This window comes from Reyranella sp. (genome assembly GCF_965279625.1).
GTDB lineage: Bacteria > Pseudomonadota > Alphaproteobacteria > Reyranellales > Reyranellaceae > Reyranella.
Map to the genome: position 1 here is coordinate 609,786 of NZ_OZ257251.1, position 26,940 is coordinate 636,725.

At 66.5% G+C, this 26,940-nt stretch carries 26 protein-coding genes and 2 tRNA genes; 20 read left to right on the forward strand and 8 right to left on the reverse strand.

Annotated elements, in window-relative coordinates; genetic code table 11:
• Window positions 1-36: 36 nt before the first annotated feature.
• The 7 genes from ACQY78_RS02765 (at window position 37) to ACQY78_RS02795 (ending at window position 7,971) form a co-directional block, all read left to right on the forward strand.
• Window positions 37-606 carry a hypothetical protein gene (locus ACQY78_RS02765; protein WP_428682523.1) on the forward strand — a complete coding sequence of 190 codons (570 nt, stop codon included), beginning with the start codon at window positions 37-39 and terminating at the stop codon, window positions 604-606.
• Between the two features lie 53 nt (window positions 607-659).
• Complete coding sequence (locus tag ACQY78_RS02770; protein ID WP_428682525.1) at window positions 660-1,709, forward strand: quinone-dependent dihydroorotate dehydrogenase; 1,050 nt, start codon at window positions 660-662, stop codon at window positions 1,707-1,709.
• A 242-nt stretch (window positions 1,710-1,951) separates the two neighbouring features.
• Window positions 1,952-2,857 carry a DMT family transporter gene (locus ACQY78_RS02775; RefSeq protein ID WP_428682527.1) on the forward strand — a complete coding sequence of 302 codons (906 nt, stop codon included), beginning with the start codon at window positions 1,952-1,954 and terminating at the stop codon, window positions 2,855-2,857.
• A 4-nt stretch (window positions 2,858-2,861) separates the two neighbouring features.
• Window positions 2,862-4,022 (forward strand): CaiB/BaiF CoA transferase family protein, encoded by a 1,161-nt coding sequence (locus ACQY78_RS02780; protein WP_428682529.1) that lies wholly within the window; start codon window positions 2,862-2,864, stop codon window positions 4,020-4,022.
• Entirely contained in the window at window positions 4,019-5,566 is a 1,548-nt protein-coding gene (locus ACQY78_RS02785) for an acetyl-CoA acetyltransferase (RefSeq protein WP_428682531.1), read from the forward strand. The genes ACQY78_RS02780 and ACQY78_RS02785 overlap by 4 nt, the downstream gene beginning before the upstream one ends.
• 139 nt (window positions 5,567-5,705) lie before the next feature.
• The gene (locus ACQY78_RS02790; protein ID WP_428682533.1) at window positions 5,706-6,539 is read left to right on the forward strand and encodes a phytanoyl-CoA dioxygenase family protein; all 834 of its coding nucleotides are present in this window, start codon (window positions 5,706-5,708) and stop codon (window positions 6,537-6,539) included.
• Window positions 6,540-6,543: 4 nt separating this feature from the next.
• Window positions 6,544-7,971, forward strand: coding sequence for a coniferyl aldehyde dehydrogenase (locus ACQY78_RS02795; RefSeq protein WP_428682535.1), 1,428 nt, complete (start codon window positions 6,544-6,546; stop codon window positions 7,969-7,971).
• Between the two features lie 131 nt (window positions 7,972-8,102).
• Here the strand turns inward: ACQY78_RS02795 and ACQY78_RS02800 are convergent, their stop codons facing one another.
• From ACQY78_RS02800 to ACQY78_RS02820, 5 genes are all read right to left on the reverse strand, one after another.
• Complete coding sequence (locus ACQY78_RS02800; RefSeq protein ID WP_428682537.1) at window positions 8,103-8,606, reverse strand: hypothetical protein; 504 nt, start codon at window positions 8,604-8,606, stop codon at window positions 8,103-8,105.
• A gap of 89 nt (window positions 8,607-8,695) precedes the next feature.
• A complete protein-coding gene (locus tag ACQY78_RS02805; RefSeq protein WP_428682539.1) occupies window positions 8,696-11,377 on the reverse strand; it encodes a valine--tRNA ligase in 2,682 nt (893 codons plus the stop codon).
• A 68-nt stretch (window positions 11,378-11,445) separates the two neighbouring features.
• Window positions 11,446-12,057, reverse strand: a complete 612-nt coding sequence (locus tag ACQY78_RS02810) for a DUF2497 domain-containing protein (protein WP_428682541.1) — start codon at window positions 12,055-12,057, stop codon at window positions 11,446-11,448.
• Entirely contained in the window at window positions 12,054-13,517 is a 1,464-nt protein-coding gene (locus tag ACQY78_RS02815) for a TolC family outer membrane protein (protein ID WP_428682543.1), read from the reverse strand. The genes ACQY78_RS02810 and ACQY78_RS02815 overlap by 4 nt, the downstream gene beginning before the upstream one ends.
• A gap of 84 nt (window positions 13,518-13,601) precedes the next feature.
• The gene (locus ACQY78_RS02820) at window positions 13,602-14,261 is read right to left on the reverse strand and encodes a protein-L-isoaspartate O-methyltransferase family protein (protein WP_428682545.1); all 660 of its coding nucleotides are present in this window, start codon (window positions 14,259-14,261) and stop codon (window positions 13,602-13,604) included.
• A 125-nt stretch (window positions 14,262-14,386) separates the two neighbouring features.
• Between ACQY78_RS02820 and ACQY78_RS02825 the strand changes: the two genes are divergently transcribed.
• The 3 genes from ACQY78_RS02825 (at window position 14,387) to ACQY78_RS02835 (ending at window position 15,300) form a co-directional block, all read left to right on the forward strand.
• Window positions 14,387-14,460: transfer RNA gene (locus ACQY78_RS02825), tRNA-Cys, on the forward strand.
• Window positions 14,461-14,555: 95 nt separating this feature from the next.
• Window positions 14,556-14,630: transfer RNA gene (locus ACQY78_RS02830), tRNA-Asn, on the forward strand.
• A gap of 55 nt (window positions 14,631-14,685) precedes the next feature.
• A complete protein-coding gene (locus ACQY78_RS02835; RefSeq protein ID WP_428682547.1) occupies window positions 14,686-15,300 on the forward strand; it encodes an NUDIX domain-containing protein in 615 nt (204 codons plus the stop codon).
• 9 nt (window positions 15,301-15,309) lie between these two features.
• Here ACQY78_RS02835 and ACQY78_RS02840 read toward each other — a convergent pair whose 3' ends face one another.
• Entirely contained in the window at window positions 15,310-16,449 is a 1,140-nt protein-coding gene (locus ACQY78_RS02840; protein ID WP_428682549.1) for a hypothetical protein, read from the reverse strand.
• 164 nt (window positions 16,450-16,613) lie between these two features.
• Here ACQY78_RS02840 and ACQY78_RS02845 point away from each other — a divergent pair, with 164 nt between their 5' ends.
• The 6 genes from ACQY78_RS02845 to ACQY78_RS02870 all read left to right on the forward strand — a co-directional run bounded on the left by ACQY78_RS02845 (window position 16,614) and on the right by ACQY78_RS02870 (window position 22,155).
• Window positions 16,614-17,615 carry a cysteine synthase A gene (locus ACQY78_RS02845; RefSeq protein ID WP_428682551.1) on the forward strand — a complete coding sequence of 334 codons (1,002 nt, stop codon included), beginning with the start codon at window positions 16,614-16,616 and terminating at the stop codon, window positions 17,613-17,615.
• Between the two features lie 10 nt (window positions 17,616-17,625).
• A complete protein-coding gene (locus tag ACQY78_RS02850; RefSeq protein ID WP_428682553.1) occupies window positions 17,626-18,540 on the forward strand; it encodes a ribokinase in 915 nt (304 codons plus the stop codon).
• A 9-nt stretch (window positions 18,541-18,549) separates the two neighbouring features.
• Window positions 18,550-19,251: an alanyl-tRNA editing protein gene (locus tag ACQY78_RS02855; RefSeq protein ID WP_428682555.1), complete on the forward strand. Its 702-nt coding sequence runs from the start codon at window positions 18,550-18,552 to the stop codon at window positions 19,249-19,251.
• An 11-nt stretch (window positions 19,252-19,262) separates the two neighbouring features.
• Window positions 19,263-20,120, forward strand: a complete 858-nt coding sequence (gene sseA, locus ACQY78_RS02860) for a 3-mercaptopyruvate sulfurtransferase (protein WP_428682557.1) — start codon at window positions 19,263-19,265, stop codon at window positions 20,118-20,120.
• 31 nt (window positions 20,121-20,151) lie between these two features.
• A complete protein-coding gene (gene metC, locus ACQY78_RS02865; RefSeq protein WP_428682559.1) occupies window positions 20,152-21,348 on the forward strand; it encodes a trans-sulfuration enzyme family protein in 1,197 nt (398 codons plus the stop codon).
• Between the two features lie 87 nt (window positions 21,349-21,435).
• The gene (locus ACQY78_RS02870) at window positions 21,436-22,155 is read left to right on the forward strand and encodes a cupin domain-containing protein (protein WP_428682561.1); all 720 of its coding nucleotides are present in this window, start codon (window positions 21,436-21,438) and stop codon (window positions 22,153-22,155) included.
• Window positions 22,156-22,164: 9 nt separating this feature from the next.
• Here ACQY78_RS02870 and ACQY78_RS02875 read toward each other — a convergent pair whose 3' ends face one another.
• Window positions 22,165-22,653, reverse strand: coding sequence for a Fur family transcriptional regulator (locus ACQY78_RS02875; protein ID WP_428682563.1), 489 nt, complete (start codon window positions 22,651-22,653; stop codon window positions 22,165-22,167).
• A gap of 94 nt (window positions 22,654-22,747) precedes the next feature.
• Between ACQY78_RS02875 and hisI the strand changes: the two genes are divergently transcribed.
• From hisI to ACQY78_RS02890, 3 genes are read left to right on the forward strand one after another with little or no spacing between them, the layout of a single operon-like run.
• Window positions 22,748-23,149 (forward strand): phosphoribosyl-AMP cyclohydrolase, encoded by a 402-nt coding sequence (gene hisI, locus ACQY78_RS02880; RefSeq protein ID WP_428682565.1) that lies wholly within the window; start codon window positions 22,748-22,750, stop codon window positions 23,147-23,149.
• Window positions 23,146-23,619, forward strand: coding sequence for a hypothetical protein (locus ACQY78_RS02885; protein WP_428682567.1), 474 nt, complete (start codon window positions 23,146-23,148; stop codon window positions 23,617-23,619). The genes hisI and ACQY78_RS02885 overlap by 4 nt, the downstream gene beginning before the upstream one ends.
• A gap of 15 nt (window positions 23,620-23,634) precedes the next feature.
• A complete protein-coding gene (locus ACQY78_RS02890; RefSeq protein ID WP_428682569.1) occupies window positions 23,635-24,807 on the forward strand; it encodes an MFS transporter in 1,173 nt (390 codons plus the stop codon).
• Window positions 24,808-24,811: 4 nt separating this feature from the next.
• Here ACQY78_RS02890 and ACQY78_RS02895 read toward each other — a convergent pair whose 3' ends face one another.
• Window positions 24,812-26,338: a M81 family metallopeptidase gene (locus tag ACQY78_RS02895; protein WP_428682571.1), complete on the reverse strand. Its 1,527-nt coding sequence runs from the start codon at window positions 26,336-26,338 to the stop codon at window positions 24,812-24,814.
• On the opposite strand from ACQY78_RS02895, the gene ACQY78_RS02900 reads away from it, so the two are divergent.
• The gene (locus ACQY78_RS02900) at window positions 26,306-26,809 is read left to right on the forward strand and encodes a hypothetical protein (RefSeq protein ID WP_428682573.1); all 504 of its coding nucleotides are present in this window, start codon (window positions 26,306-26,308) and stop codon (window positions 26,807-26,809) included. The genes ACQY78_RS02895 and ACQY78_RS02900 overlap by 33 nt on opposite strands.
• Window positions 26,810-26,940: the final 131 nt, after the last annotated feature.

Sequence of the window (26,940 nt, forward strand, 5' to 3'; positions counted from 1 at the left end):
TATGATAGGCGGATAATCCGCGGAGGAGTTTGCCCAATGCGTTTCAGGTCCAAGATCGCTGCCGCACTTCTGGCGGTCGCCGCCATCCCGGCCGCTGCCTATGCAGCCACGATCGGCGGCACCTACTATGCGGTACAGTACGACTACCGCGAGTTCTTCGCCGCCACCGACGGCAAGAACTTCCAGGTCGTGCTCCAAGGCAATCCCTTCCCCGGCACCGATCCGGCGGTGGTAGCGCGTGACCTGCTGCCGATGATGCAGGCGGCCAAGCCCATGCCGCGGCTCACCTTCACCTACGAGACGCCGGCGGAGAAGCCGCGGCCCGACTACCGTCTCATGCTGGTCTTCGACCCGGCGAACGATCTCAACAGCGATTCCGTCTGCAAGGGCACGGTGCGCTTCAAGCCCGGCAAGCCTGGCATCTTCAACGTCTATGCCATCTACTGCCGCAACGACATGACGATGTCCGAGACGACGGCCTGGACGCCTGCGAACGGCCCGAACGATCCGCGCATCGGCGAACTCTTCCGTGAAATGTTCATGGTCCTCTTCTCCGACTCCCCGGCCCTCCGCCCCAACCAGGGTGGCGGCATGGGCCGCAACTAGCGGCCCGCGCTCACTCAAGCGCTCCACAGGGAATCTCTGCTAACCAGACGGCAATGGCCGTCTGGTATTCCCTCCTCGATCTCGCCCTTTCCCGCCTCGATGCGGAGGCCGCCCATGGCCTCGCCATCCGTGCCCTCAAGACTGGTGTGCTGCCAGGCGACGGGCGCGCCGATGCCGCCTCGCTGGCGACCACGGTGTGGGGCCGCTCGCTGCCCAACCCGATCGGCCTCGCCGCCGGCTTTGACAAGAATGCCGAGGTCGCCGATGCCATGCTGGCGCAGGGCTTCGGGCTGGTGGAGATCGGCAGCGTCACGCCGCGGCCGCAGGAGGGCAATCCGCGCCCCCGCCTGTTCCGCCTGCCGCAGGATCGCGGCGTCATCAATCGCATGGGCTTTCCCGGACACGGGTTGGAAGCCGCCCGCGCCCGCCTGGCCGCCCGGCCCCGCCGCGGCTTCGTCGGCGTCAATGTCGGCGCCAACAAGGATAGTGTCGATCGAGCCGCCGATTACGTGACCGGCTGCGTGGCGCTGGCGCCCTATGCCGATTACCTCGTCTGCAACGTGTCCTCGCCCAATACGCCGGGCCTGCGCAACCTGCAGGGCCGGACCGAACTCGCAGGCCTGCTGAAGCGCGTGCAGGACGCGATTGCGGCCAAGCCGGTGCCGCTGGTGGTCAAGATCGCCCCCGACGCGACCGACGAGGACCTCGACGACATCGTCTTCGTCTGCCGCGACCTCAAGCTGGACGGCATCATCATCGGCAACACGACCCTTTCCCGGCCGGCCTCTCTGAAGTCCGGGCGGCGCGGCGAGACCGGCGGCCTGTCCGGCGCCCCGCTCACGGCGCTGTCGACCGAGGTGCTGCGCAAGACCGCCCGACGCGTCGAGCGGCAGTTCCCGCTGATCGGCTGCGGCGGGGTGGGCTCGGGGACCGACGCCTATGCCAAGATCCGCGCGGGTGCCACGCTGGTGCAGCTCTACTCGGCGATGGTCTACGAGGGCCCGCCGCTCATTCGCCGCATCAAGGACGAGCTGGCCGCCCTGCTGGCGCGCGACGGCTTCGCGTCGGTCGCGCACGCCGTCGGTGTGGACGTCGGGGCCTAGCGGGCTGTTCAAGTAGGTTTTTGCAGGCGCCGGCGAGAAACATCGCATCGCCAACGGTACCGACATACCTCAGCCAAGGGGTGCGACACTCATTTCGTTTGATTCGTTTATTTCGCTTGTTTCGATTATTCGCCGGAGCCTGGCTTTTTCAAGGGCCGGCCAAGCCTCGTCGCATCGCGAAAATCTAAACCGCAGACGCCGGGCTATCGAGCCCATACACTCCCGACCAGGGAGATAACGCCGTGCCGCTCTGGATACCGATTACCGTCGCTGCCGCTCTGTGCCAGAACATCCGCACGACGATGCAGCAGAAGATTCGCGGCATCCTGAGCGTCGACGGCGCCAACTTCGTCCGCTACCTCTACGGCGCCCCGCTGGCACTCGGCATGCTGGCCTTCCTGGTCTTCGTGACCGGCCGCCACGTGCCCGCGATCTCGCTGCATTTCCTGCTGCTGGTGACGATCGCGGGTGTCGCACAGATCATCGCGACCTCGCTGATGATCCACGCCTTCTCCCTGCGCAACTTCGCCGTCGGCACGGTCTATTCCAAGACCGAGACGGTGTTCGTCGCCCTGTTCGCCACCTTCATCGCCGGCGAGCCGCTGAAGCTCGGCGCGTGGGCCGGTATCCTGGTCTGCCTGGGGGGCGTCGCCATCCTGAGCGTGCGCGGGAAATTCTCCGACGTGCGCGGCGTGCTGGCCGACCTCACGCACAAGGGGGCGATGTACGGCATCCTGTCGGGCGCGATCTTCGCCATCGCCGCCGGCACGATCCGGGAGGCTTCGAAGTTGCTGCCCGACGGCGACTTCATGGTGCGCGGCATCACCGTGCTCGCCTGCATGAACACCATCCAGGTCATTCTGATGGCGCTCTACCTGTCGCGCCGCGACCGGCCGCAGCTTTCCAAGGTCTGGTTCAACTGGCGCTCGTCGATCTGGGTCGGCATTTTCAGCGTGCTGGGATCGGCCGGCTGGGCGCTCGCCATGACGCTCGAGAATGCCGCCCTGGTGCGCGCGGTCGGCCAGATCGAGCTTGTCTTCACCTTCATCTCCTCCCGCCTCATCCTCAAGGAGCGGCCGTCCCTCGGCGAGTGGATCGGCAGCCTCCTGGTGGTCGGCGGGGTCGTTCTCATCCTCGCAACCCGGTGACCCGATGACAGACATGACGAGGCCGCTCGACGGCCTGCGCATCCTCGATTTCTCGACCACGATCGCCGGCCCGCATTGCAGCCGCCTGCTCGCCGACATGGGCGCCGACGTCGTGAAGGTCGAATCGCCGGAGGGCGATCTGATGCGCTCGCGACCGGTGCAGCGCGACGGTTTCAGCACGATGTTCGGCCAGCTCAATGCCGGCAAGAAGTCGATCGTGCTCGATCTCAAGAAGCCGGAAGCGGTGGCCGCGATCAAGAAGCTGGCCGCCACGGTCGACATCCTGGTCGAGAACTACCGGCCCGGCGTCATGAAGCGGCTGGGCCTCGACTATGCCGAACTGTCCAAGGTCAATCCGCGGCTGATCTACTGTGCGATCTCCGGCTACGGCCAGACCGGCCCCGGCGCGGGGCGGCCCGCCTACGCACCGGTCATCCATGCCTCGACCGGCTATGACATGGCGCATCTCTTCTACCAGCAGGGCCGCCAGCGCCCCGACAATTGCGGGATTTTCGTCGCCGACTATGCGAGCGGCGCCTACGCGATGGGCGCGATCCTCGCGGCCGTCCACCAGCGCCATGCCAGCGGAAAGGGCCAGATGGTCGACGTATCGATGTTCGAGACGCTGGTCGGGATGCTGCTGGGCGAGGTCAACCGCGCGCAGTTCGACTTCGAGATGCCCTCGCGGCCGATGTACGGCCCGATCGAGGCCAGCGACGGCTACGTGATGCTGGCAACCGCCAGCGAAAAGACCTTCCAGGACATGGCCACCGCGGCTGGCCGCCGCGACTGGCTCACCGATCCGCGGTTCGAAAAATATCATGAGCGGCGCATGAACTGGGGGCTGCTGGTCGACGAACTCGAAGCGTGGTCGAAGAAGATGAGCGTCAAGGAAGTCGTGGCCGCCCTCGAAAAGCAGGGCGTCCCCTGCTCGCCCTACGTCACGGTCACAGAGGCGCTGAAGGACCCGCAGGTCGAGCATCGCGGCTCGCTGTGCACCATCGAGGATGGCGGCGGCACCTACCAGTCGCCCGCACCGCCCTTCCGCTTCTCCGGCTCGCCGCTGCAGAGCGGCCCCAAGGTCGCCGCACTTGGCGAAGATACCAAGACCGTGCTGGCGCAAGCCGGCCTGACGCAATCCGAAATCGAGGCTCTCGTTAAATGATCGATCCGCGCACCCCCATCCTGGTCGGCGCCGGCCAGATCACCGACACGGTCGGCGCGCCCTCCAGCGAGCGTTCGAGGGTGGCCTTCTGCGCCGAGGCCGCCAACCTGGCGCTCGAAGACACGCAGGCCGCCATCGGCGGGCACGCGCTTGGCCATCTGGTCGATGCCATCGCCGTGATGGAATTCTTCAGCGACATCAGCCCGCGCTTCGCCTCGCCCTACGGCCGGTCGAGCAACCCGCCGCAGAGCGTCGCCAACCGTCTCCACGCCGATCCGCGGCAGCTCCTCTACACTCACTCGGGCGGCAACATGCCCCAGTATCTGGTGAACAAGTTCGCCGAGCAGATCACCAGGGGCGAGACCGAGCTTGCCCTGATCTGCGGTGCCGAGCTGCTGCGCAGCACGCAGAACGCCCGCCGCGCCAACATGAAGATCGACTGGAATGAGGATCCGGGCGGCGGCGAGCCGACGCGCATCGGCGACCCGCGATTCGGCTTCAGCGAGGAAGAGGCGCGCCACGATCTGCGCGCCGCCATCCACTTCTACCCGCTGCTGGAGAACGCCATCCGCGGCGGCCTGAAGCGCGACGTCGACAGCCACATGAAGGCGATGGGCCGGCTGTTCGAACGCCTCGCCGCGGTCGCCAGGGACAATCCGCTGGCGACCCGCCGCGAGGGCTACAGCGCCGAAGCCCTGTCGACGATCTCCCCCGACAATCGCTGGATCTGCTTCCCCTATCCGCGCCTGATGAACGCCAACGCCATCATCGACCAGGCCGCAGCCGTCCTCGTCACCTCGGTGGGCAAGGCCCGGGAATGGGGAATCCCGCAGGACCGCTGGGTATTCCTGCACGGCTGCGCCGACGGCACCGACACCTGGGTCGTGTCCGAGCGCGACAAGCTCGACGCCTCGCCTGCGATCCGCGGTTGTGCCCGCATCGCCCTCGACATGGCCGGCAAGAAGGTCTCCGACGTCGACGCGTTCGACCTCTACAGCTGCTTCCCCTCGGCCGTCGAAGTCGCGATGACCGAGATCGGCATCCCCGAATACGATCCGCGCCCGATCAGCGTGACCGGCGGGCTCCCGTTCTTCGGAGGCCCGGGCAACAACTACGTCACCCATTCGATCGCCGAGATGATGAACGTGGTGCGGGCCAAGCCCGGCTCCTTCGGCATGGTGACCGCCAATGGCAACTATCTCACCAAGCACTCGGCCGGCCTCTATTCGACCGAGCCCACGAAAGGCGCGTGGAAGCGCGAGGATCCGAAGAAGTTCCAGGCCGAACTCGACGCCCTTCCCAAGCGCCGGGTCGAAACCAAGCCCACGGGCACCGGCACGATCGAGACCTACTGCGTCACCTACGGCAAGGATGCGCCCGAACGCGGCTACATCCTGGGTCGCCTGGACAGCAGCGGCGACCGCTTCGTCGCCATGACCCCGGACGATCCCGGCCTGGTTGCCGACATGCTGACCCGTGAGCAGCTCGGGCGTAAGGTGGCGGTCTCCGAAACGGGCGGCCGCAACCTCTTCCGCCCCGTCTGAGGCTGTCGCATATGACTCAAGGGTCCTTCGCTTCGCTCAGGATGACAGCATTTTCTTGGTCAGCGCACTGTGTCGATCCCGCAATATTGTCATCGTGAGCGAAGCGAAGGACCTTTCTCTTCCTTGAATTGAGTAATCAATGCCGAACGTCCTGAGTACGGCACAGACCGCCGAGTTCAACGAGAAAGGCTTCACCTATGCGCGCGGCCTGTTCGCGCCCGACGAGGTGGAGCTGCTGACCCGCGCCATGGAGGAAGACCCTGCCGTGCGCGACAGCATCCTCGATCGTCGTGACGGCGAGGGCCGCTCGACGCGCATCGCGCTCTGGAACCGGGCGGGCGACAGCGTCTACGGGCTTGCCGCCCGCGTGCGGCGCATGGTCGACACTTCGGCTTCGCTGCTGGGCGGGCCGGTCTACCACTACCAGTCGAAGCTTACGGCCAAGGAGCCCGAGGTCGGCGGCGCCTGGGAATGGCACCAGGATTACGGCTACTGGTACTACAATGGCTGCCTGCGCCCCGACATGCTCTCGGTCATGATCGGGCTCGACCGTACCAACCGCGAGAATGGCTGCCTGCAGATCGCCACCGGGTCGCACCGGCTCGGCCGCATCGACCACACGCCGCTGTCGCCGACCCAGAACGAGGTCGATCCCAAGCGCATGCCGCATATCCTCGAGAAGTGCCCGGTCGAGTATTGCGAGCTGGAGGCCGGCGATGCGCTGATCTTCCATTGCAACGCGATCCATCGCTCCGACGCCAACCGTTCGCCCAACCGGCGCTGGACCCTGCTGATCTGCTATAATCGCGTCGACAACGACACCTTCACCAGGGTCGACGACCGCTACTTCGTGCCGCTCGAGCCGGTCGACGACGATGCGATCCGCCGGGCCGGCCTGCGCTTTGCCCGCGGTGACGGACAGGAGCATTTCGCCAGCAAGCCCTACGTCCCGGACCTGAGGAAGGCTTCGTAACCAGATGTCAGGGCCCAGGCTAATCGAGATCCTGCTGAGGCAGCGCGAGGCGCAACTCAAGGACGGCGCGCCGCCCGCCGAGCTGCGCATCGACCGTCTCAACCGCTGCATTGGTCTGCTGGTCGACCGCCGGCGCGATATCGAAGCAGCCCTCACCGCCGATTTCGGCGCTCGCTCTCCCACCGTGACCGCCTTCGCCGACGTCGCCAGTTCGATCGGCCCGCTGAAACATGCGCGCGACCATGTCCGGAGCTGGATGAAGACCGAACGGCGCCGCACGACGCCGCGCATCCTGGGGTTTCTGGGCGCGAAGGCCGAGATCCGCCACCAGCCCAAGGGCGTGGTCGGCGTGATCAGTCCGTGGAACTTCCCGGTGAACCTCACCTTCGCCCCGCTGGCCGGCGTTCTCGCCGCCGGCAACCGGGCGATGATCAAGCCGTCGGAGACGACGCCGGCCACGTCCGAACTATTGAAGCAGATGTTCGCCAGCGCCTTCGACGAGAGCGAGATCGCCGTGGTTACCGGCGGCCCCGAGGTCGGGCAGGCCTTCTCGTCCCTGCCCTTCGATCACCTGGTCTTCACGGGCGCGACCTCGATTGGCCGCCACGTCATGCGGGCGGCCGCCGAAAACCTCGTGCCGCTGACGCTGGAATTGGGCGGCAAGAGCCCCGTCGTCGTTGGCCGCTCGGCCGACATGGGCGTGGCTGCGGCGCGAATCATGAACGGCAAGACGCTCAACGCCGGCCAGATCTGCCTGGCGCCCGACTATGTGCTGGCGCCGGCCGACCGCCTCCCCGACTTCGTAGCCGCGGCGAAGGCGTCCGTGGGGCAGATGTTCCCGAGCATCCGCGAGAGCCCGGACTACACCGCGATCGTCACCGACCGGCACTATGCGCGGCTGATGGACTATCTCGACGATGCGCGGGCCAAGGGCGCGGAGATCGTCGAGATCAATCCCGGCGCCGAGGATCTGCGCCAGCAGCCTCATCGCCGCATCGCACCGACCCTGATCCTAAATCCGACCGACGACATGAAGGTCATGCAGGAGGAGATCTTCGGGCCGCTGCTGCCGGTGAAGGCCTATGGCGACGTGCAGCAGGCGATCGATTACATCAACGCCCACGACCGCCCGCTCGGCCTGTATTATTTCGGCAGCGACGCGGCGGAGCGGGACCGCGTGCTCGACGGCACCACGTCAGGCGGCGTCACGGTGAACGACGTGGTGATGCACGTCGCCCAGGAGGAGTTGCCGTTCGGCGGCATCGGCCCGGCCGGCATGGGCGTCTATCACGGCCACGATGGCTTCCGTGAGTTCAGCCACCGCAAATCGATCTACCACCAGATCAAATGGGACCTGGCCCCGCTGCGCATGCTGCGGCCGCCCTATGGCGCGGGGTTGGCGAAGTATCTGGGGATGCAGATCAAGCGGTAGCTGCCAGAACGACGGCGACGCTCACTGTCATCCTGAGCGCAGCGAAGGATCTCACGTCAGCCACGGAGTCGTGTGGCCGCCCCGTCAGGTCCTTCGCTGCGCTCAGGACGACATCATGCTTGCCTATGCGCTCAGGCCGCCTTGATGTTCGAGCGCTGGATGTGGTCGAGGTTGGCGCCCTCGATGCGCACCAGCCTGGTCAGACCGTCGCGCTTCGGCGAGTGGACCACGCCGACATCGTAGAAGTGACTGTCGCCCGGCTTCAGGACGTAGGTGTTGGCAGGCTCGACCAGCGAGGGCTCTTCGCCCTCGCCCTTCTTGACGATCCGCCAGTCGGTCATCTCGGTGTCGCCGGTGGCCAGGCCGTAGATCGCCCAGCTGGAACCGTGATCATGCGGCCCACCGTGCGCGGCCGTCTCGTAGACATGCCCGCAGATGCAGAAGCCCAGTTCCGGATCCTCGTACAGGACCTTGCGCGGGCGGCACTGCTCGGCGGTCAGGTGCGTGGCGACGAATTCATCGTCGAGCAGCACCTTCGACACCAGCTTGCAGACTTCCTGCTTACCCGCGATCCCGGAATCGGCCTTGAGGGCCTTGCGAATATCGGCGCTCAACTGCTCGAGACTATAGGTCATTTCTTGCCTCCGTCTGAATATCCATAATTGCACAGTGGATACTGGAGATCATCCCCTGGCATTCGCTCTGCGAGCTGCACGCTCGCGTGCTAAACGCCCAACCTCTCCAGTGCCGCGCTGAGCCGCGCACCGGTCTGTTCGGCCTGCGCGCGGCGCTCCCGCTGCTCCTCGACGACCTCTTCCGGCGCGCGTGCGACGAAGGCGGCGTTGGCGAGCTTGGCGTCGATCTTGCCGACCTCGTCGACGAGCTTCTTGATCTCCTTCTGGAGTCGCGCACTCTCGGCCTTGAGGTCGATCACATCGCCGACCGGCAGGGCATAGGTCGCCTCGCCAAGGACGATCTGCAGCGACGCCTTGGGCGCCGATGTCGCCGCCTCGACGCCCTCGATACGGGCCAGCCGCTCGATGGCCGGGCGATGCGTCTCGAGGCGCGCCGCCGTCGTATCGTTGCCGCCGATCACCAGCAGCTTGAGCTTGGCGCCGGCGGGCACGTTCAGTTCGGCGCGCGCCGACCGAATGTCCTGGATCAGCTTAACCAGCCAGCCCATCTCGGCATCGGCCGCCGGATCGACGGCCGTCGGCGCGGGCCAGGGCTGGCCGATCAGCGGTCCATGCTCGGCGCGGTGGCCGAGCTTGTCCCACAGTTCCTCGGTGATGAACGGCATCACCGGGTGCATCAGCTTCACGGTCTCGCGCAGCACGAAGGCCGTGACGGCCCGCGTCTCGTCCTTCTCCGGCCCGTCGGCGCCCTGCACGATCGGCTTGGTGAGCTCGACATACCAGTCGCAGACCACGCCCCAGACGAACTCGTAGAGCGTGTTGGCGGCCTCGTTCAGGCGGAAGTCGGTCAGGGCCTTGTCGATGGCCTGGTTGGCGCGGGCGAGTTCACCCAGCATCCACTTGTTGACCGTGAGGCTGGCGGACGCGGGATCGAACCCCTTCGGCAGAGCCGCGCCGTTCATCTCGGCGAAGCGTGTCGCGTTCCACAGCTTGGTCGCGAAGTTGCGCGCGCCTTCGACACGGGCCGGCGCGAGCCGCAGCCGGCCGGCTTGGGACGCGGCGAGCGACGTCATGGTGAAGCGCAGCGCGTCGGCACCGTATTTGTCGATCAGCTCCAGGGGATCGATCACGTTCCCCTTGGATTTGGACATCTTCTGGCCCTTCTCGTCCGTCACCAGCCCGTGCAGGTAGACGGTGCGGAACGGCACCTCCTTCATGAAGTGCATGCCCATCATCATCATGCGGGCGACCCAGAAGAACAGGATGTCCCAGCCCGTGACGAGCGTGCTGGTCGGATAGTATTTCGCCACTTCCGGCGTCTGGTCCGGCCAGCCCAGGGTCGAGAACGGCCAGAGGGCAGAGCTGAACCAGGTATCGAGCACGTCGGGATCGCGTTCGAGTTCGACGTCCTTGCCGTAATGCGCCCGCGCCTCGGCTTTCGCCTCCTCCTCGGAGAGCGCCACGAACACCTTCTTGTCCGGTCCGTACCAGGCCGGAATCTGGTGCCCCCACCAGAGCTGGCGCGACACGCACCACGGCTCGATGTTCTCCATCCAGCGGAAGAAATCCTCTCTGCCGCGCTCGGGTACGAACTTCACGCGCCCGTCGCGCGCCGCCGCCAGCGGCGCCTCCGCGAGCTTCTTGGCATCGGCGTACCACTGCTCGGTGAGATAGGGCTCGACCGGCACGCCGCCGCGATCGCCGTACGGCACCGCATGGGTGTGCGGCTCGATCTTCTCGACGAGCCCCAGCTCCTCCATCTCGGCCACGACGACCTTGCGCGCCTCGAAGCGGTCAAGGCCGCGATACTTTTCGGGCGCCTTGTCGTTCACGCGGGCGAACTTGTCGAAGATGTTGATGGCTTCGAGATTGTGCCGGCGGCCGACCTCGAAATCGTTGAAGTCGTGCGCCGGCGTGATCTTGACCGCGCCCGAGCCCTTCTCCGGGTCGGAATACTCGTCGCCCACGATCGCGATGCGGCGGCCGACCAGCGGCAGCACCGCGTGCTTGCCGATCAGGTGCTTCCACTTCGGATCGTCGGGATGCACGGCGATGCCGGTGTCGCCCAGCATGGTCTCGGGCCGCGTCGTGGCGACCACGATGAACTCGTCGGGGCTGCCCTCGATCGGATACTTGAAGTACCAGAGATGGCCCTTCACCTCGCGCGATTCGACCTCGAGGTCGGAGATCGCGGTCAGCATCTTGGGGTCCCAGTTGACCAGCCGCAGATCCTTGTAGATCAGGCCTTCCCGGTACAGCTCGACGAACACCTTGAGCACGGCCTTCGACAGGCCCTCGTCCATGGTGAAGCGCTCGCGGCTCCAGTCGCAGGAGGCGCCGAGCCGGCGGAGCTGGCTGGTGATCGTGCCGCCCGAATAGGCCTTCCACTCCCAGACCTTGGCGAGGAACTCCTCGCGGTTCAGGAGCTTCTTGTTGGCGTCGGTCCGGGCCGCGCCCTCGACCGCGAGGCCGATCCCCTCTTGCTCGAGGTTGCGCACCACCACCATCTGCGTGGCGATGCCGGCATGGTCGGTGCCGGGCTGCCACAACACGTCGTCGCCCTTCATGCGGCGCCAGCGGATCAGCACGTCCTGCAGCGTATTGTCGAGCGCATGGCCCATGTGGAGGCTGCCCGTGACGTTGGGCGGCGGGATCACGATGCAATAGGGCTGCTTCGGCGACTCAGGATGGGCGCGGAAAGCCCCCGCGTTCTCCCATTCGGGGTAGCGCCGGGCCTCGATTTCCTTGGGGTCGTAGGTCTTGTCGAGCATCTTCTGGCCTTAAACGAAAAACGCCACGGTTGCGACACCGTGGCGATGAATGAGGGCGGCGCCTGGGGTCAGCGGCGGGTCAGCCGGGCAATCTCGCGTTCGACATAGCGCTCGACCATCGGCGGCAGATTATTGTCCAGCCAGTCCTTGAGCATCGGGCGCAGCATTTCCTTGACCAGGTCCTCGATGGTCTGGCCGGAGCCGCCGACCTTCGGCCCCGGATCGGTGGCCGCCGGCGGAGGCACGCTGTCCTGCACGGCCTGATTGAGCCGGGCGAAGGCGGAACTGGTGGCGCCCGCCACGCCCGCACCCACCAGGATTTCTCCGGCCGTCGTACGTGCGACCGGCTCCTCGCTGGTGGTCGGCTCGGTCGCGGGTTGCGGCATCTCGGCCGGGTTCACGGAATCTACTGCCCGCAGGGGCATGGGCTGTTCGCTCGGCATTGACTTGGGTTCTTCCACGATCTCGGTGAGCAGGAGGACGTCGTCGTGCGCCACGGGCGGCGTTGCAGACGGCAGGATGGGCGGTATCACGGGCATGCGCTCGCCGGACCCGGCGTTCGCGCTGCGCAAACCACCGACCTGGGCGCGAGCTTCGTCATCCGAAATGATCTTGCGGATGGACGCCAGGATGTCGTCCATCGAGGGATCCTGGTTCGGCCCACCCTTGGCATCGGTCATCTGCCGCCGCTCCCCGTGGGGGCGCTCCCAGCAACGCCGGCCGAAGAGGTCGACGGCGGAATGTTGCCGGTCCCCGACTCGCCGCTGCTGCCCCAGCCGATCCAGCGGGAGCCGACATCCTTGTAGTAGCGCTCCTCGTCGTAATACTCGACGGGCAGCGCCAGTGTCCGGGCCGTCAGGCGCCCGATGCCGGCCAGCACGCCATAGTAGGCGACCTGCACATCATGGCGCGCCTGGATCAGGTTGACCTGCGAATTGAGCAGTTCCTGCTCGGCGTTCAACACGTCCAGGGTGGTGCGCGAACCGACCAGCGCTTCCTGGCGCACGCCGTTCAAGGCAACTTCGTTGGCGCGGACCTGCGATTCGAACGACGTGACCCGCGAGCGCGAGGAATCGAGCTGTCGCCACGCGCGGATGACGTTCTCCGCCACCGCGCGACGGGCGCTGTCTAGTTCGTTGCGACGCTGCCCGACCAGTTCGCGTGCAGACCGGATGCGCGACCACTCGCTGCCGTTCTGGAAGATCGGGATCGTGGCCTGAAGGCGGACCGCGTAGTTGTAGTACTTGTCGGTCGGAACCTGCAGGTCGAACTGCTGCTGCAGCGCGCCCACGAGATTGACCTGCGGCAGCAGGTCGCCAACCGCCGAATTGACGCCGTAGTTTGCCGCCGAGATGCGGTGCGCCGCAGTGACGGCACGAGGGCCAGCATCCATCGCCAGGCCGATCGCCTCCTCTTCCGAGGACGGCAGCCCCCCGATCAGAGGAATCTCGCCCAGCCGGCCCGGCTTCTTGCCGATCGTGCGCTGGAACGCGGCCTCGGAGATGCGGACGTTGGTTTCGGCCTGGACCAGGTCGGCCTTGGCCAATTCGAGACGCGCCTCGGACTGCGACACGTCGGTGATGGTCAGTTCGCCGACCCGGAAGCGTTCGCGGGTTGCATCGAGCTGCTGGACCAAGACGCGCACGTTGTTGCGGCGGGCATCGGCGATGCCGATGTTCTGGATGAGGTCGGCATAGGACGTCACCGCCGACAGCAGCACCGTCTGCTCGGTTTCGGCGAGCTGGGCGCGCTGCGCCTGGATATTGGATTGCGCCTGCTTGGTCTCGGCGATCGTCTTGCCGCCGCGGAACAGCGGCTGGACCATCTGCAAGGTCGTGAACTTGCCGTTCAGCGCATAGAAGGTGGGCGTCGAGCGTATCGAGTAGGAATCCTGCTCGACCTTGTTGTACTCGACGTTGAGGGTCACGCGCGGGCGCCAGTTGGCGACCGCCTGCGACAGCGTCTCGTCGGTCTGCCGCAGGATCGCCCGGCTCGCCAAAAGGTCGGGGTTGCTGTTGTAGGTCGTCGACAGGGCCTCGATCAGGCTCTGCGACCACGCACTGGGAGCTCCCCCGAGCCCGATCGCCAGGACGCACGCGGCCGCGGTGCGGGCATGCCTCAAACCGGGCCGGATACGCATTGCTCTACCCTCATCTTTGGATGGCACCCTAGCATCAGGCGGAACACGATTGGTAGCCCTGAGCATGGGAAAGCCCCGACCTCGTCAGAAGGTAAAGCGCGCAGGCCGTGCAAAGCCCGGCAGCAACGGAGTACCGGCATCGAACAGCGGCCTGCCCGACATGACCCCGCCCTGCTTCACGAAGAGATGCGCGACGCCGAGCGCGCCACTCGGATCGGCGATGACCGTGGCCAGACGGCCGCCCTCGGCGAGCTGGTCGGCAATGGCCTTCGGGACTTCATGCACCGCACCCTCGATCAGGATGACGTCATAGGGCCCCGACGCCGCGACACCCAGCTCGGCCGGGCTCGCTACCTGCTCCACCCCCGACACGCCGAGGTCGGCCAACGTCTTCCGGGCTGCCGCCGCGAGACCTGCATCTGCCTCTACGGCAACGACCGACTTGGTCAGGCGTGCCAGGATCGCCGCGCCGTAGCCCAGACCGGCCGCCAGGACCATTGCCTTGTCCTCGCCCCGGGGCTGCAGGATCTGGATCAGGCGCGCCAGAACCATCGGTTCCATCATGAAGCGCCCGTTGCCCAGCGGCACGTCGTCGTCGGCATAGGCGACCGAACGCAGGCCCTCCGGCAGGAAATGCTCCCTCGGAAGCTCCCCGAGCGCCGCCAGCAGACCGGCATCGTTGACCCGGTTGGGCCGGAGCTGCCCTTCCACCATGTTGCGTCGCGCGAGCGCGAAATCCGTCATAGGCTGCCCCCTAGATGTAGCGCCGTTATATAGGCGGCAGCGGACGACAGCGTCAAAGGTCTCTCCGTCGCGCCCGGCTTGACCGCTTCGTCACACCATGAGTATAGCACCGCGCGCTTTCGTGCGGCCCGGTAGCAAAGCGGCTATGCAGAGGACTGCAAATCCTTCCAGGCCGGTTCGACTCCGGCCCGGGCCTCCACGAATGCACAAGCGACAGGTCTTGCATGAGCGGACACGCTCTGTCACAAGACCGCGCCTTCGCGGCAGAGTTACCGCCGTCGCGACGAATTCCATTCCGGAGTAGCTCAGCGGTAGAGCAGGCGACTGTTAATCGCCCGGCCGTAGGTTCGATTCCTACCTCCGGAGCCAATTTGGGGCCGTTCTCGAAAGGGAGCGGCCCCTTTTCGCTTGTGGGGTGCATGTCATGCCTTCCGTTGCGCTGCCCGGTGAAAAGGCCGAACTGCTTGAGAGAACCGTGGCCTTCCAGGGCTACTTCCGCCTCGCCCGCTACCTGTTCCGCCACAGCCTCTATCGGGGCGGCCTGAGCGGCGAGTTCAGCCGTGAGGTCTTCGAGCGCGGCCAGGCCGCGGCCGTGCTGCCTTACGACCCGGTCCGCGACGAGGTCGTCCTAATCCGCCAGTTCCGGGCCGGCACCTTTGCCGCCGGTCGCCATCCCTGGTGCTGGGAGATCGTGGCCGGAATGATCGAGGAAGGCGAAACGCCCGAGGAGGTCGCGCGGCGCGAGGCGGTCGAGGAAGCCGCAGTGGAGATTGCGGACCTCGTTCCCCTCTACAGCCTCGTGCTGAGCCCCGGCGCCTGTTCGGAAACCTGCAACATCTTCCTGGGCCGCATCGATTCGACCGCCGTCGGCGGCATTCATGGCCTCGAGACCGAGAACGAGGACATCCTCGTGCGGGCCATGCCGTTTGCCGAGGCGCGCACCCTCCTGGCCCGCGACGAGATCGACAATTCCGCCGCGGTGATCGCCCTGCAGTGGCTGGCGCTCCACCGCGACGAGGTGCGGAGCAGCTGGCGCTGAAGCGCCTGCCTATTCGTAGAGGTAGCCGACCGGCTTGCCCTGGGTCCGCTGGGGCCGAGGATCCTTGCGGGTGATGATCCGGCCAGCCAGCCCGTCGATTTCGTCGCGCTGGGCCGCCGTCCATCGGACGAGATTGTCCATACCCTTCAGGAGGCCGAGTCGCAGCAGTTGCGTGTTCTCGCCCAGGCCGACCAGGGTCGTGGACTTCCTGCCGGCGGTGACCGAATCACCGGTCGCGAGTTCGAAGCCCTTGCCCGCTCCATCCTTGAATTCAGCGCTGCCGCGAATGACGCGATAGACCACGACCTCGCCCTTCTCGAGCCCCGCGACATCCGCGGCGGGCGACGCGCTTTTCGGCAGCAGCGACTGGCCGTGCGGATCGGTGGCGATGATGTGGCCGGTGACGAGGTGGCCGCTTGGCGCCTCTATGCCGAGATTGCGGACATGGACGGGCATTGGCGAGTTGACGATCCCAGCCGGCAGCGGCCGGTAGAGAGCGTCCAGCGATAGCGGATCCTGGAACCAGAACCCGGCATCGTGCGGGCGGTCGTGGAACGGATGGCTCCAGGCCAGGCGCGGCGTCTCGGCCTCGTCGATTTCGTCCGAGTGCACCACCGTCGGATTGGGGAAGGTCGTCGGCTCGGTGATGAACGCCTCAATGAACTTGCCGGAGTAGCCCATGGAAAGCGGATCGGGCACGACCGTCTGCGGTGTCTTCAGGTTCGCTTCGGTGGAGAGGCCGGACCAGCTGTAGGAACTCTGCCGGTGCACGATCGCGCTTTGCAGGATCAGGGCGCCGGGTCCGACATAGTGCATCAGCCCATCGTAATCGAAGGTGAAGAGGCCTGACGTGACCAGCACGAGCTGGAAACCGCCGGGAGGCAGATGGAGATGGAAATCCGTCGGCCCGGCATCCGGGCGATAGATCGGCAGGTTCGTCGCGACCTCCTGCAGCAGGAAGGCCTCGTTGTTCGCATGGAAGCCGTTGATCACCCGATTGTAGAGCGCCTGCGGCCGATAGATCGGGTCGTAGGTCGCGTCCCGGTCCCGGTCGATGGCCACGAAATCCTGGTGGTTCAGGCGGATGGGATCGCCGTTCGGATGAACAAGGCTCTCCCAGTTCGAATGGACAGCAGCAGGCGCACTCATGGGATCTTCCAATCTGGGCCATGCGGGGCGCACGAGCCCGGTCTGGCCCATGCGAATTCCGGGCCAATCATGCCGCCAACCGGTACGGTCCGGTTGCGATTCCCCCTGCTCCCTGTCTACCGTCCCGCCGGGAGCGTCGCAGGGTCAAGCAGAGCGAGTAGGTCATGAACGTCCGGTCGGGTTTCATCGATAGCATCGGCAACACGCCGCTGATCAAGCTGCGCGCCGCGTCCGAGGCGACGGGCAGCAACATCTACGGCAAGGCGGAGTTCCTCAATCCGGGCGGCTCGGTGAAGGATCGCGCCGCCCTGGCCATCATCGAGGACGCGGAGAAGAGCGGCAGACTGAGGCCCGGCGGCGTCATCGTCGAGGGCACGGCCGGAAACACCGGGATCGGCATCGCGCTGGTCGCCAATGCGCGTGGGTACCGCTCTGTCATCGTGATGCCGGAGACGCAGAGCCAGGAGAAGAAGGACATGTTGCGCCTGTGCGGCGCCGACCTGCGCCTCGTCCCGGCGGCGCCCTATTCCAATTCGAACAACTATGTCCGCTTCTCCGGCACTCTCGCCGAGGAACTGGCGGCCACGGAGCCCAACGGCGTGATCTGGGCCAACCAGTTCGACAATACGGCCAACCGGGACGGCCACTACCGCACGACGGGACCGGAAATCTGGGACCAGACCGACGGCAAGGTCGACGGGTTCACCTGCTCGGTCGGCAGCGGCGGCACCCTGGCTGGGGTCGCGCGAGCCCTAAAGGAGCGCAATCCCGAGATCAAGATCGCGCTCAGCGATCCGATGGGCTCGGCATTGTTCAACTGGTTCGCCAAGGGCGAACTCAAGGCGGAAGGAAACTCGGTCACGGAAGGCATCGGCCAGGGCCGCGTCACCGCGAATCTCGAAGGCACCCCGATCGACATGGCCTACCAGATTACCGACGAGGAAGCCCTGCCCGTCCTGTTCGACCTGATTGAACATGAAGGCCTCGTGCTGGGCGGTTCGAGCGCGATCAACGTGGTGGGCGCGATGCGGCTCGCCCGCGAGCTGGGACCGGGCAAGACCATCGTCACCATTCTCTGCGACGGCGGGAGCCGCTATCAGTCCAAGCTCTTCAATCCGGCGTTCTTGCGCGAAAAGAACCTGCCGCTGCCGCGCTGGATGAAGTGAGCGCGCGCACATGAGCCGGGTCGTCGTCTGCGGCAGCCTCAACATGGATGTCGTCGTGCAGAGCCCGCGGCGTCCCGCACCCGGCGAGACGATTCTGGGTGCCGAGGTTTCGTTCCTGCCGGGCGGCAAGGGCCTCAACCAGGCGATCGCTTCGGCGCGCCTGGGGATGCCCACGGCGATGGTCGGCGCTGTCGGCAACGACGCCTTCGCCAACAGCCTGCGTGGTTTCCTGGCCGACAACGACGTCGACAGCACCGGCGTGACCGAAATCGACGGACCGGCGACCGGCGTGGCGCTGATCCAGGTGGCCGAAGGTGACAATTCGATCACCGTCGCCTCGGGCGCCAACATGCATTTCGGCGCGTCGATGCTGCCCGACGAACCGCGGCGCGACGAAGTTTGGGTGGCGCAGTTCGAGACGCCGCTCGCCGCCACACAGGAGATCCTTGCGCGCGCCCATGCGGCCGGGGCCCGCACCGTCCTCAACCTGGCGCCGTACACGGAGCATCCGCCGGAAATGCTGCAGGCGGTCGACGTCGCCGTGCTCAACGAGATCGAACTTTCTCAGGCAACCGGCACCGGGCTCGACGCTTCCAGCTCGACGGATGAAGTCGTCTCAGCCTGCAAGGTCCTGCGCGAGCGCGGGGCGCGCGCCGTGATCGCAACGCTGGGCGCGCGCGGCGCCGTCGTCGTGACCGCTACCGGCGTCGAGTCCATTCCCGCGTTCCAGACGCGGGTCGTCGACACGACGGGCGCCGGCGATTGTTTCGTGGGGGCCCTCGCCTCGCAACTGGCCGCCGGGCGGACACCGGCGGAGGCCGCGCGCTTTGCCAGTGCCGCCGCCTCCTGTTCGGTCGAACGTCTCGGCGCGGCGCCCGCGATGCCGACGGGTGAAGAAGTTGCGGCGCGTCTGGCGAAAGCCTAAATCCCGGTCATGGTCGAAGAACTCTTCAGGCAGGACGCCTACATCAAGGAAACCGACGCCACCGTGACCGGCGTCGAGGAACGCGGCGTGCGGCTGGACCGCTCGATCTTCTATCCGACCGGCGGCGGTCAGCCCGGCGACACCGGTCTCCTGCGTTGGGACGGCGGCGAGGCCCGGATCGTCGATTCGATCAAGGCCGACGGCGGCGACGTGCTGCACGTGCTCGCCCCCGATGCGCCGCGACCCGAGGTCGGGACGAAGGTTCACACGGTGCTCGACTGGGAGCGCCGGCATATGCACATGCGCATGCATACGGCGCTGCATGTGATGTCGGCCGTCATCAAGGGCAACGTCACCGGCGGCCAGGTCGGCGTCGACAAGAGCCGCCTCGACTTCAACCTCGAGGGGGAGATTCCGACCAAGGAATGGGTCACCGAGGAGGTCAACAAGCTAATCTCCCTCGACCGGCCGGTGACGCAGCAATGGGTCACCGACGAGGAGCTGACGTCACGCCCCGAACTCGTGAAGACGATGAGCGTTCGGCCGCCGATGGGCGCGGGCCGCGTCCGCCTCCTGTCGATCGAGGGCGTCGACTTGCAGGCCTGCGGTGGCACCCACGTTGCCCGCAGCGGCGAGATCGGCCGCGTCGAATGCATCAAGATCGAGAACAAGGGAAAGATGAACCGGCGCTTCATCATCGCGCTGGCTTAGGAGAAATCACGATGGACTACGCAAGGCCCGACGCCCTCGTCAGCACCGACTGGCTCGCCGCCCGCCTCGACGCGCCGGATGTGCGCGTCGTCGACGGCTCCTTCTACCTGCCGGCGCAGAAGCGCGATCCAAAGACCGAGTTCGTGAATCAGCACATTCCCGGCGCGGTCTTCTTCGACATCGACGAGATCGCCGACACGACCAGCAAGCTGCCGCACATGCTGCCGCCCCCGGAAAAATTCTCCGCCCGCGTCCGCAAGCTGGGCCTCGGCGACGGCAACAAGATCGTGATCTACGACACCACCCCGATGACCGGCGCCTGCCGTGTGTGGTGGATGTTCCGCGCGATGGGCTACAAGGACGTGTCGGTCCTGAACGGCGGCCTGCCGAAGTGGATGAGCGAGGGCCACCCCGTCACGGATGATCCGACGCCGCCGCGCGAGCGCCACTTCACCTCGCGTCTCGACAACTCTCTCGTGCGCTCCGTTGACGACGTGTTCGGCCTGATCGACAGCAAGCGCGAGCAGATCGTCGATGCCCGAGCCGCCAACCGCTTCCGCGGCGAGGTGCCCGAGCCGCGCGCCGGCCTGCGCGGCGGCCACATGCCGGGCGCCTTCAACCTCCCCTACAACGAGCTGCTGGATCCCGCGACCGGCACGATGCTGCCAGCAGACAAGCTGGCGGCCCGCATCGCCGCCTCCGGCATCGATCCCTCGAAGAAGGTGACCGCGAGCTGCGGCTCCGGAGTCACTGCCTGTGTCGTGGCGCTCGGTCTCTATCTCACCGGCTCTCCCGAGGCCGCGGTCTATGACGGCTCGTGGACGGAATGGGGCGGTCGTGCCGACACGCCCATCGTCACCGGCCCCTGAACTCCCTTCAACGCCCTGCCATAGTCGAGTCATGACCTCCAAAAAAACCTACACCCGCCCCGACACAGTCCTGGCCGTCTCCGGCCGCGATCCCGACAACAATTTCGGCATCGTGAACCCGCCCGTCTATCACGCGTCGACGATCCTCTCGCCGACGATGGACAAGTTCGAGAACCGGATTCCGTTCGAGGGCTTCGGGTACGGTCGCAACGGCACGCCGACGCAGAAGGCGCTGGAAGACGCCGTTGCCGCCATCGAGGGCGCGCACCGCTCCATCGCCGTGCAGTCGGGCCTGGCCGCCGTGACTGGCGCCATTGTGGGCTTCCTGAAGACCGGCGACCACATGCTGGTGACCGACAATGCCTACGGTCCGGCGCGCCGCTTCGCCAACACGACGCTGAAGGGCTTCGGTGTCGAGACCACCTACTTCGACCCGATGATCGGCGCCGAGGGCATCGCCAAGCTGATGCGGCCGAACACCAAGGTCCTCTATCTCGAAGCGCCGGGCTCGCAGACCTTCGAGGTCCAGGACGTCGACGGCATGGCCGCGGTCGCCAAGAAGGCCGGCGCGACCGTCATGATCGACAATACCTGGGCGACGCCGCTCTACTTCAAGCCGTTCGACCATGGCTGCGACATCTCCATCCACGCCGGCACAAAGTACATCGTCGGCCATTCGGATGCGATGATGGGCATCATCTCCTGCGCCACGCGCGAGATGTTCGAGACGGCGAAGACGGCCTGCCAGTCGTTCGGCTTCCACGCCGCGCCCGACGATTGCTATCTCGCCCTGCGCGGCCTGCGCACCATGGGCGTGCGCCTGCGCCACCACGAGAAGAGCGGCCTCGAGATCGCGAACTGGCTGAAGACGCGGCCTGAGGTCGACAAGGTGCTGCACCCGGCCCTGCCCGACTGCCCCGGCCATGAGAACTGGAAGAAGCAGTTCCAGGGCTCGTCCGGCCTGTTCTCCTTCACACTGCGCGACGGCATCAAGCGCCCCGCGGTGGCCGCCATGCTCGACGGCATGGACATCTTCGGCATGGGCGCGAGCTGGGGTGGCTACGAGAGCCTGATGATCCCGGCGCACCCCGACCAGTATCGCACCGCCGTGCCGTGGCCCGAGGGCAAGCAGCTCCTGCGCGTCCATATTGGCCTGGAAGACGTCGAGGATCTGAAGACCGACCTGGCCGAAGGCTTCGAGCGCCTCAACCGGGCGCACAACGCCTAGCTCATCCGACGAAGGTCGCTCTTCACGCGGCCCGCCGATCGGCTCCACTGTTTTGACAACAAAGAAGTCGAACAGTGGAGGACGCAGATGGGCAAGATTTCCTGGCCTTGGTGGCCACGCAAAACGAACAAGTCGCCGGCCGAACGTGAACTCTTGCCGGACCGGCGTCACCTGCTCGCGGCGCTTTCCGCGATGGCCGGCGGTGGCGCCTTGGCTGCCATGTCGCAACCCGCAGCAGCACAGGCTCCGAGCGACCTGCCACCCCCCAAGCGCGTCGTTACCGGCCGCGATGCCGCCGGCAAGTCGGTTTTCAAGTCCTTCGATCTGACGCCCAGGATCGTGGAAATCGATTCCAATCCGGGGCTGACGTTCCACGAGATGTACATCACCGAGGGCGTGCCTCAGCTCACCGGCCAGGAACCGGACCCGATGCTCAAGGGAACGATCGCATTCCCCGGGCCGGGCGGCACGATGTTCCGCCTGATCTCCTATCCGGGCCGACGCCCGGAGGGCTACAAGCCGCCGGCCGGCGTCACGCTTGAAAGCGCGCTGAAGGAATTGAACGACAAGGTGCCCGGCATGGGCGATGTCATGGAGCGTGGTGCGCCGGGCATGCACACGTCCGATACGATCGACTACGGCATCGTGGTTCGGGGCGAGATGACGCTGGAACTGGACGACGGACAGAAGATCCACCTTCGCCAGGGAGACTGCATCGTGCAGAACGGCACAAGGCATCGCTGGCGCAATCCATTGACCGAGCCCTGCCTCATGGCCTTCGTCTCGATTGGCGGCAAGCGCGCCTGAGGCTTGCGCCTAGGCTTGCTGGCACTCGCCGCAGATGCCGGTCACTTCCAGGGTCATGTCGCGCGCGGTGAAGCCGCGGCGCGTGGCGCTGGCGGAGATGGCGTCGGACAGGCCGTCGCCCTCGATCTCCTCGGCGTTGCCGCACTCGCTGCAGATCAGGAAGAAGCCGCGATGGGCCTCGCCGGGATGGCTGCAGCCGACGAAGGCATTCATGCGCTCGATGCGATGGATCAGGCCGTTCTCGATCAGGAAGTCGAGCGCGCGATAGACCGTGGGTGGCGCCGAGCCGAGATCCTCGTTGCGCAGACTGTCGAGCAGCGCGTAGGCGCCCACCGGCTTGTGGTTCGACCAGACGAGCTCCAGCACCCTGCGGCGCAGCGGCGTGAATCTGAGGTCCTTGGCGGCGCACAGTTTCTCGGCCGCGGCGATCGCGTCCTCGACACAGTGCTCATGATCGTGGGCGTGCCCGGCGGGCGCCGCTTTGGCGGGTTTCTTCACGGAACTCCCGATTTGCCAACCGAGTAGGCTGCGATTATACGCGCCGTTCCTTCCGGAGGCCAAGGCTCGCCCCATGAGCACATTGATGTCCCCAATGACCTACCAACAGCCCGAAATCGACGCCGCCCTCGCCGTCATCAAGTTCGATGCGCAGGGGCTGGTGCCGGCGATCGCCCAGCAGCACGACACGGGCGAAGTGCTGATGATGGCGTGGATGGACCGCGCCGCGGTGGCCGAGACGATGCGCACGGGCCGTGCATGCTACTGGTCGCGCTCCCGAAAGGGCCCGTGGCGCAAGGGCGACACGTCGGGGCACATCCAGACCCTGGTCGAGCTGCGCATCGATTGCGACGGCGATACGCTGCTGGCGCTGGTCGACCAGACCGGCGTCGCCTGCCACACCGGCCGTCACAACTGCTTCTTCCGCGCGATCCGCGACGGCGCCCTTGCGGAGATCGCTCCCATCGAAATCGACATGGAGAAGGACAAGGTTTGAGCAAGTTCGGATCGACGCGCCGCGGCTTCCTGCTCTCGGCCGCGCTCCTGCCGCTGGCCGCCTGTGCCACGACGCCCTCGCCCAAGTACACGCTCTCGGAGCGCGGCGACCGTCTTGTGGCGCTGATCCAGAGGACCGGCCGGGACAACATGACTGCGCCCGAGGCCTTGGCGCTCATGGGCATCGCCAACGAAGGCCGCGACATTCCCGTGCGCCAGCTCGCCGCCGATGGCCCCGACGGCCGCTACGTCGTGAACCTCGTGAACATCCGCAAGTATCACGAGTTCGTTTTCCAGCGCCGCCAGGGCGACGTGTTGATTCTCCATTCCGCCGACACGGCCTTCAAGCGCCTGGTGAGCGTGCGCTACGCGCGCAACGGCAAACCGACCGTCATCACGGACACCGCCTTCGCCGAACGCGATTTTCAGCAGCAGACCGCCTTTTGGTTCGACCGGATACCGGGTCGCTAGTAATGTGACGGTGAGATGACAATCACCGTCTCGGCTCCCACCACGGCCCGCCGCACCCTCACCGTCTGCGGCGGCGCGCATGCCCTGCACGACGGATTCACCGACCTGCTGAACGTCCTCTACCCGCTCCTGCAGTCGCAGTTCGGGTTGAGCTATGGCGCCATCGGCGCGCTGAAGACCTGCTATTCCGGCGCCATGGCCACCGGACAGATCCCGTCGGGCCACCTGGCCGAACGCTTCGGCGGTGTCCGGATCCTGGCCATCGGCACGATGCTGATCGCCGCCGGCTATTGCCTCGCGGGCCTCAGCGGCTCCCTCTCTGGTGTCATCGCCGGGCTGCTCCTCGCGGGGCTCGGCGCCAGCACGCAGCATCCCATCGGCTCCAGCCTGGTCGCAGCGGCCTATCACGGCCCGCGCTCCCGCACCGCGCTCGGCACCTACAACTTCACCGGCGACGTCGGCAAGGTGCTGCTGCCGTCCCTCTTCGCCCTGATCGCCGCCGCGCTCGGCTGGCAGCAGGCACTGGTCGTCATGGCCGCCCTCGCCGTCCTCGGCGCCGGCATCATCCTCGCTTCGCTGAAACCGATCGTGACGCACGGCACGGCCGAACCGTCGAAGGCCGTCGCCGGACAGGACCGGCCCTGGGCCTACTGGCTGCTGTTCTCGATCCACATCGCCGACGATCTGGTGCGGACCGGCTTCCTGATCTTTCTGCCGTTCCTGCTGCGCGACAAGGGCGCCGATCTGCCGACCATCGGCCTCGGCCTGTCGCTGATGTTCGCGGGCGGCGCTGCCGGCAAGCTGGTGATGGGCTGGGTCGGGCAGAAGCTGGGTGTCGTGCCGTCGGTCCTGCTGACCGAGATCGGGACGACCCTCCTCATCCTGGCGGCGCTGCCGCTGTCGCTCGACTTCGCGCTGCTGCTGCTGCCGGCGGTGGGGCTGATGCTGAACGGCACCTCGTCCGTGCTCTACGGCACCATTCCAGAATTCGTGAGCCCGGAACGGCGCACCAAGGCCTTCGCGGTCTTCTACACCGGCGGCTCGGTCGCCGGCGCGACCGGCCCACTATTGTTCGGCCTGTTCGGCGACGTGGTGGGCCTCACCACGGCGCTCATCGCCGTTTCCTGCGTCGCGCTCACGACGGTGCCGATGGTGTGGGCGCTGCGACCGGCCTTCGCCGACGACTGACCGATCAGGCGCCCTGCCAGACCGGTCCCATCGGCTTCAGCCGGATGCCCTTGCGAAGGTTCTTGTAGGGCATGTCCATCGGATCGGTGATGTGGGCACCGGTCGACCGCACCACCAGGATCGTCTCGGCGATCGGCTGGAAGTCGGCGCGGAAATGGACCGTCGATTTCAGGGCCAGGATCGGCACTTGCGACGGCTCGACCCCGACCGCGCGGAACATCTCCTGATCGGCCGCCTGCACGCGCTTGCAGGCGATGACCGCCGACACGCCCGACGCCTCGTCGGTCAGCAGCGCCATCGGCCCGATCTGGAATTTGGCGCCGCCATAGAACGGGCCGGTGCCGGTGAAGACCCCGTCGCTCAGCTTGACCACGCGCCAGTCGGCTTCGACCGGCTTCTCGTCGCCATAGCCCACCACGGCGCCGATACCGCGATGCATCACGTTGCCCTCGCCGGTCTCGACGGCAGCCCGGGCCGCGCCCTCGTCGACGATCATGCCGATCACCGCCCCCTTGGCCTTGTGACGCATCAGGGCCGCCAGCAGGCCGATCGTGTCTGAGGTTCCGCCGGCGCCGGGATTGTCCTGGACGTCGGCCAGCACGATCGGCTTGGTCGCGTTCTTCGACAATTCGAGGGCGCGAAGTGCGGCCTGGTCGGGATCCAGCAGCTCGCCGTCGAACGCCTTCTCCTGCGCCTTGACCGTGGCGGCGAGCTTGTCGGCGGCGGCCTCGACGGCCTCCTTGTCGTGGCCGTACACGACCAGGGCCGGGCCGCACTGGGCGATGTCGGCCGGGGGAAAGCCCGGCGTGTGCGTGACGCTGACGATGCCCTGATTGTGGCTCTTCTCCCCCGCCTCGAGCTCGCCCACCAGGTCGAAGATGCCCTTGGCGGGCTCGATGAAGGTGCATTGCCAGACCAGCGGGATCAGGAAGTCGAGCTGGCGATAGGCGCGATAGACCGGCCGCTTCTCGCGCAGCAGCTTGTCCAGGAGTTCGATCGCGCGGCTGCCGGTCACCGCCATGTCGATATGCGGATAGGTGCGATAGCCGACCAGCGCCGTGGCGAGCTTTGCCATCTCGGGCGTCAGGTTGGCGTGATAGTCGAGGCTGGCCACGATCGGTAGCTCGTCACCCACGAGGCCGCGGATCCGGCGCAGCAGTTCGCCCTCGCCGTCCTCGGTGTTCTCCGCGACCATGGCGCCGTGCAGGTCGAGATAGATCGCGTCGAACGGTCCGAGCTTCTTCAGGTCCTCGTCGAACAACGCCCACATCTTCTCGAAGGCATCCTCGGTCACGTAGGAGGCAGGCGACGCGGCCGCCCAGGCCAGCGGCACGATCTCGTGTCCCAGCTCCGTCAGCTTCCTGACCGCGCCGGCGATCGGGATGTTGAAGCCTTCGACCCCGGCGATCATTTCCGGGCCGCGCAGCAGCGGCGGCCAGGCATCGGCGCGAACGAACTCCTCCCAGGTCGCCTGCTGCGGCGCGAACGTGTTCGTCTCATGCTGAAAGCCGCCAACCGCGATCCGCGCCATCCCATGTCTCCCGAAAACAATTCCATCCCGTCTGCGGACAGTATTACGCATGTGAGGCAGCGATTGCGAGACGCCAGCGTTGCGTGCGGCATGCGTAGTCTGTCCTGGCCGGCCTTCCTCAAGAATTTCCCGCACGGTCACCTGGTGGCCGCAGTGGCTGTCGACGTCGGGGCCGATGAGATCGGCAGCCGGCGCCTGCGCGACTTACGCGACCTCCTCCACCGCATCATCGGGCGCAGGGCGTCGAGCGGGGTCTTTGCCCTGACGGTCTCGCGGGCGGCCGGATTCCCGGAAATTCTGTGCGGTTTCGAAGCGCAGACGGACGCCGATGCTCTTGCCGCGATGACTCATGCCAAACCGACGGACCGCTACCCCGGCTTCGCGACCCAGCGCCTGTTCGGCCTCGATACGGCGATGGAGGCCGCGATCCGCGCCGGCCTGTTGAGCGAGGGCGACATCGACCAGCGCTGAGCCTTGCAGATGCACGGGCCGCAGCCTATCCGTATTCCCCTGGCGATACCTGAAGGCCTGCAGGTGTCCATCGTTCCCCTGCGAGTGCCTTCCCTTCATGTCTATCTTCAGTTCTGCGTTCGCGCGCCGCA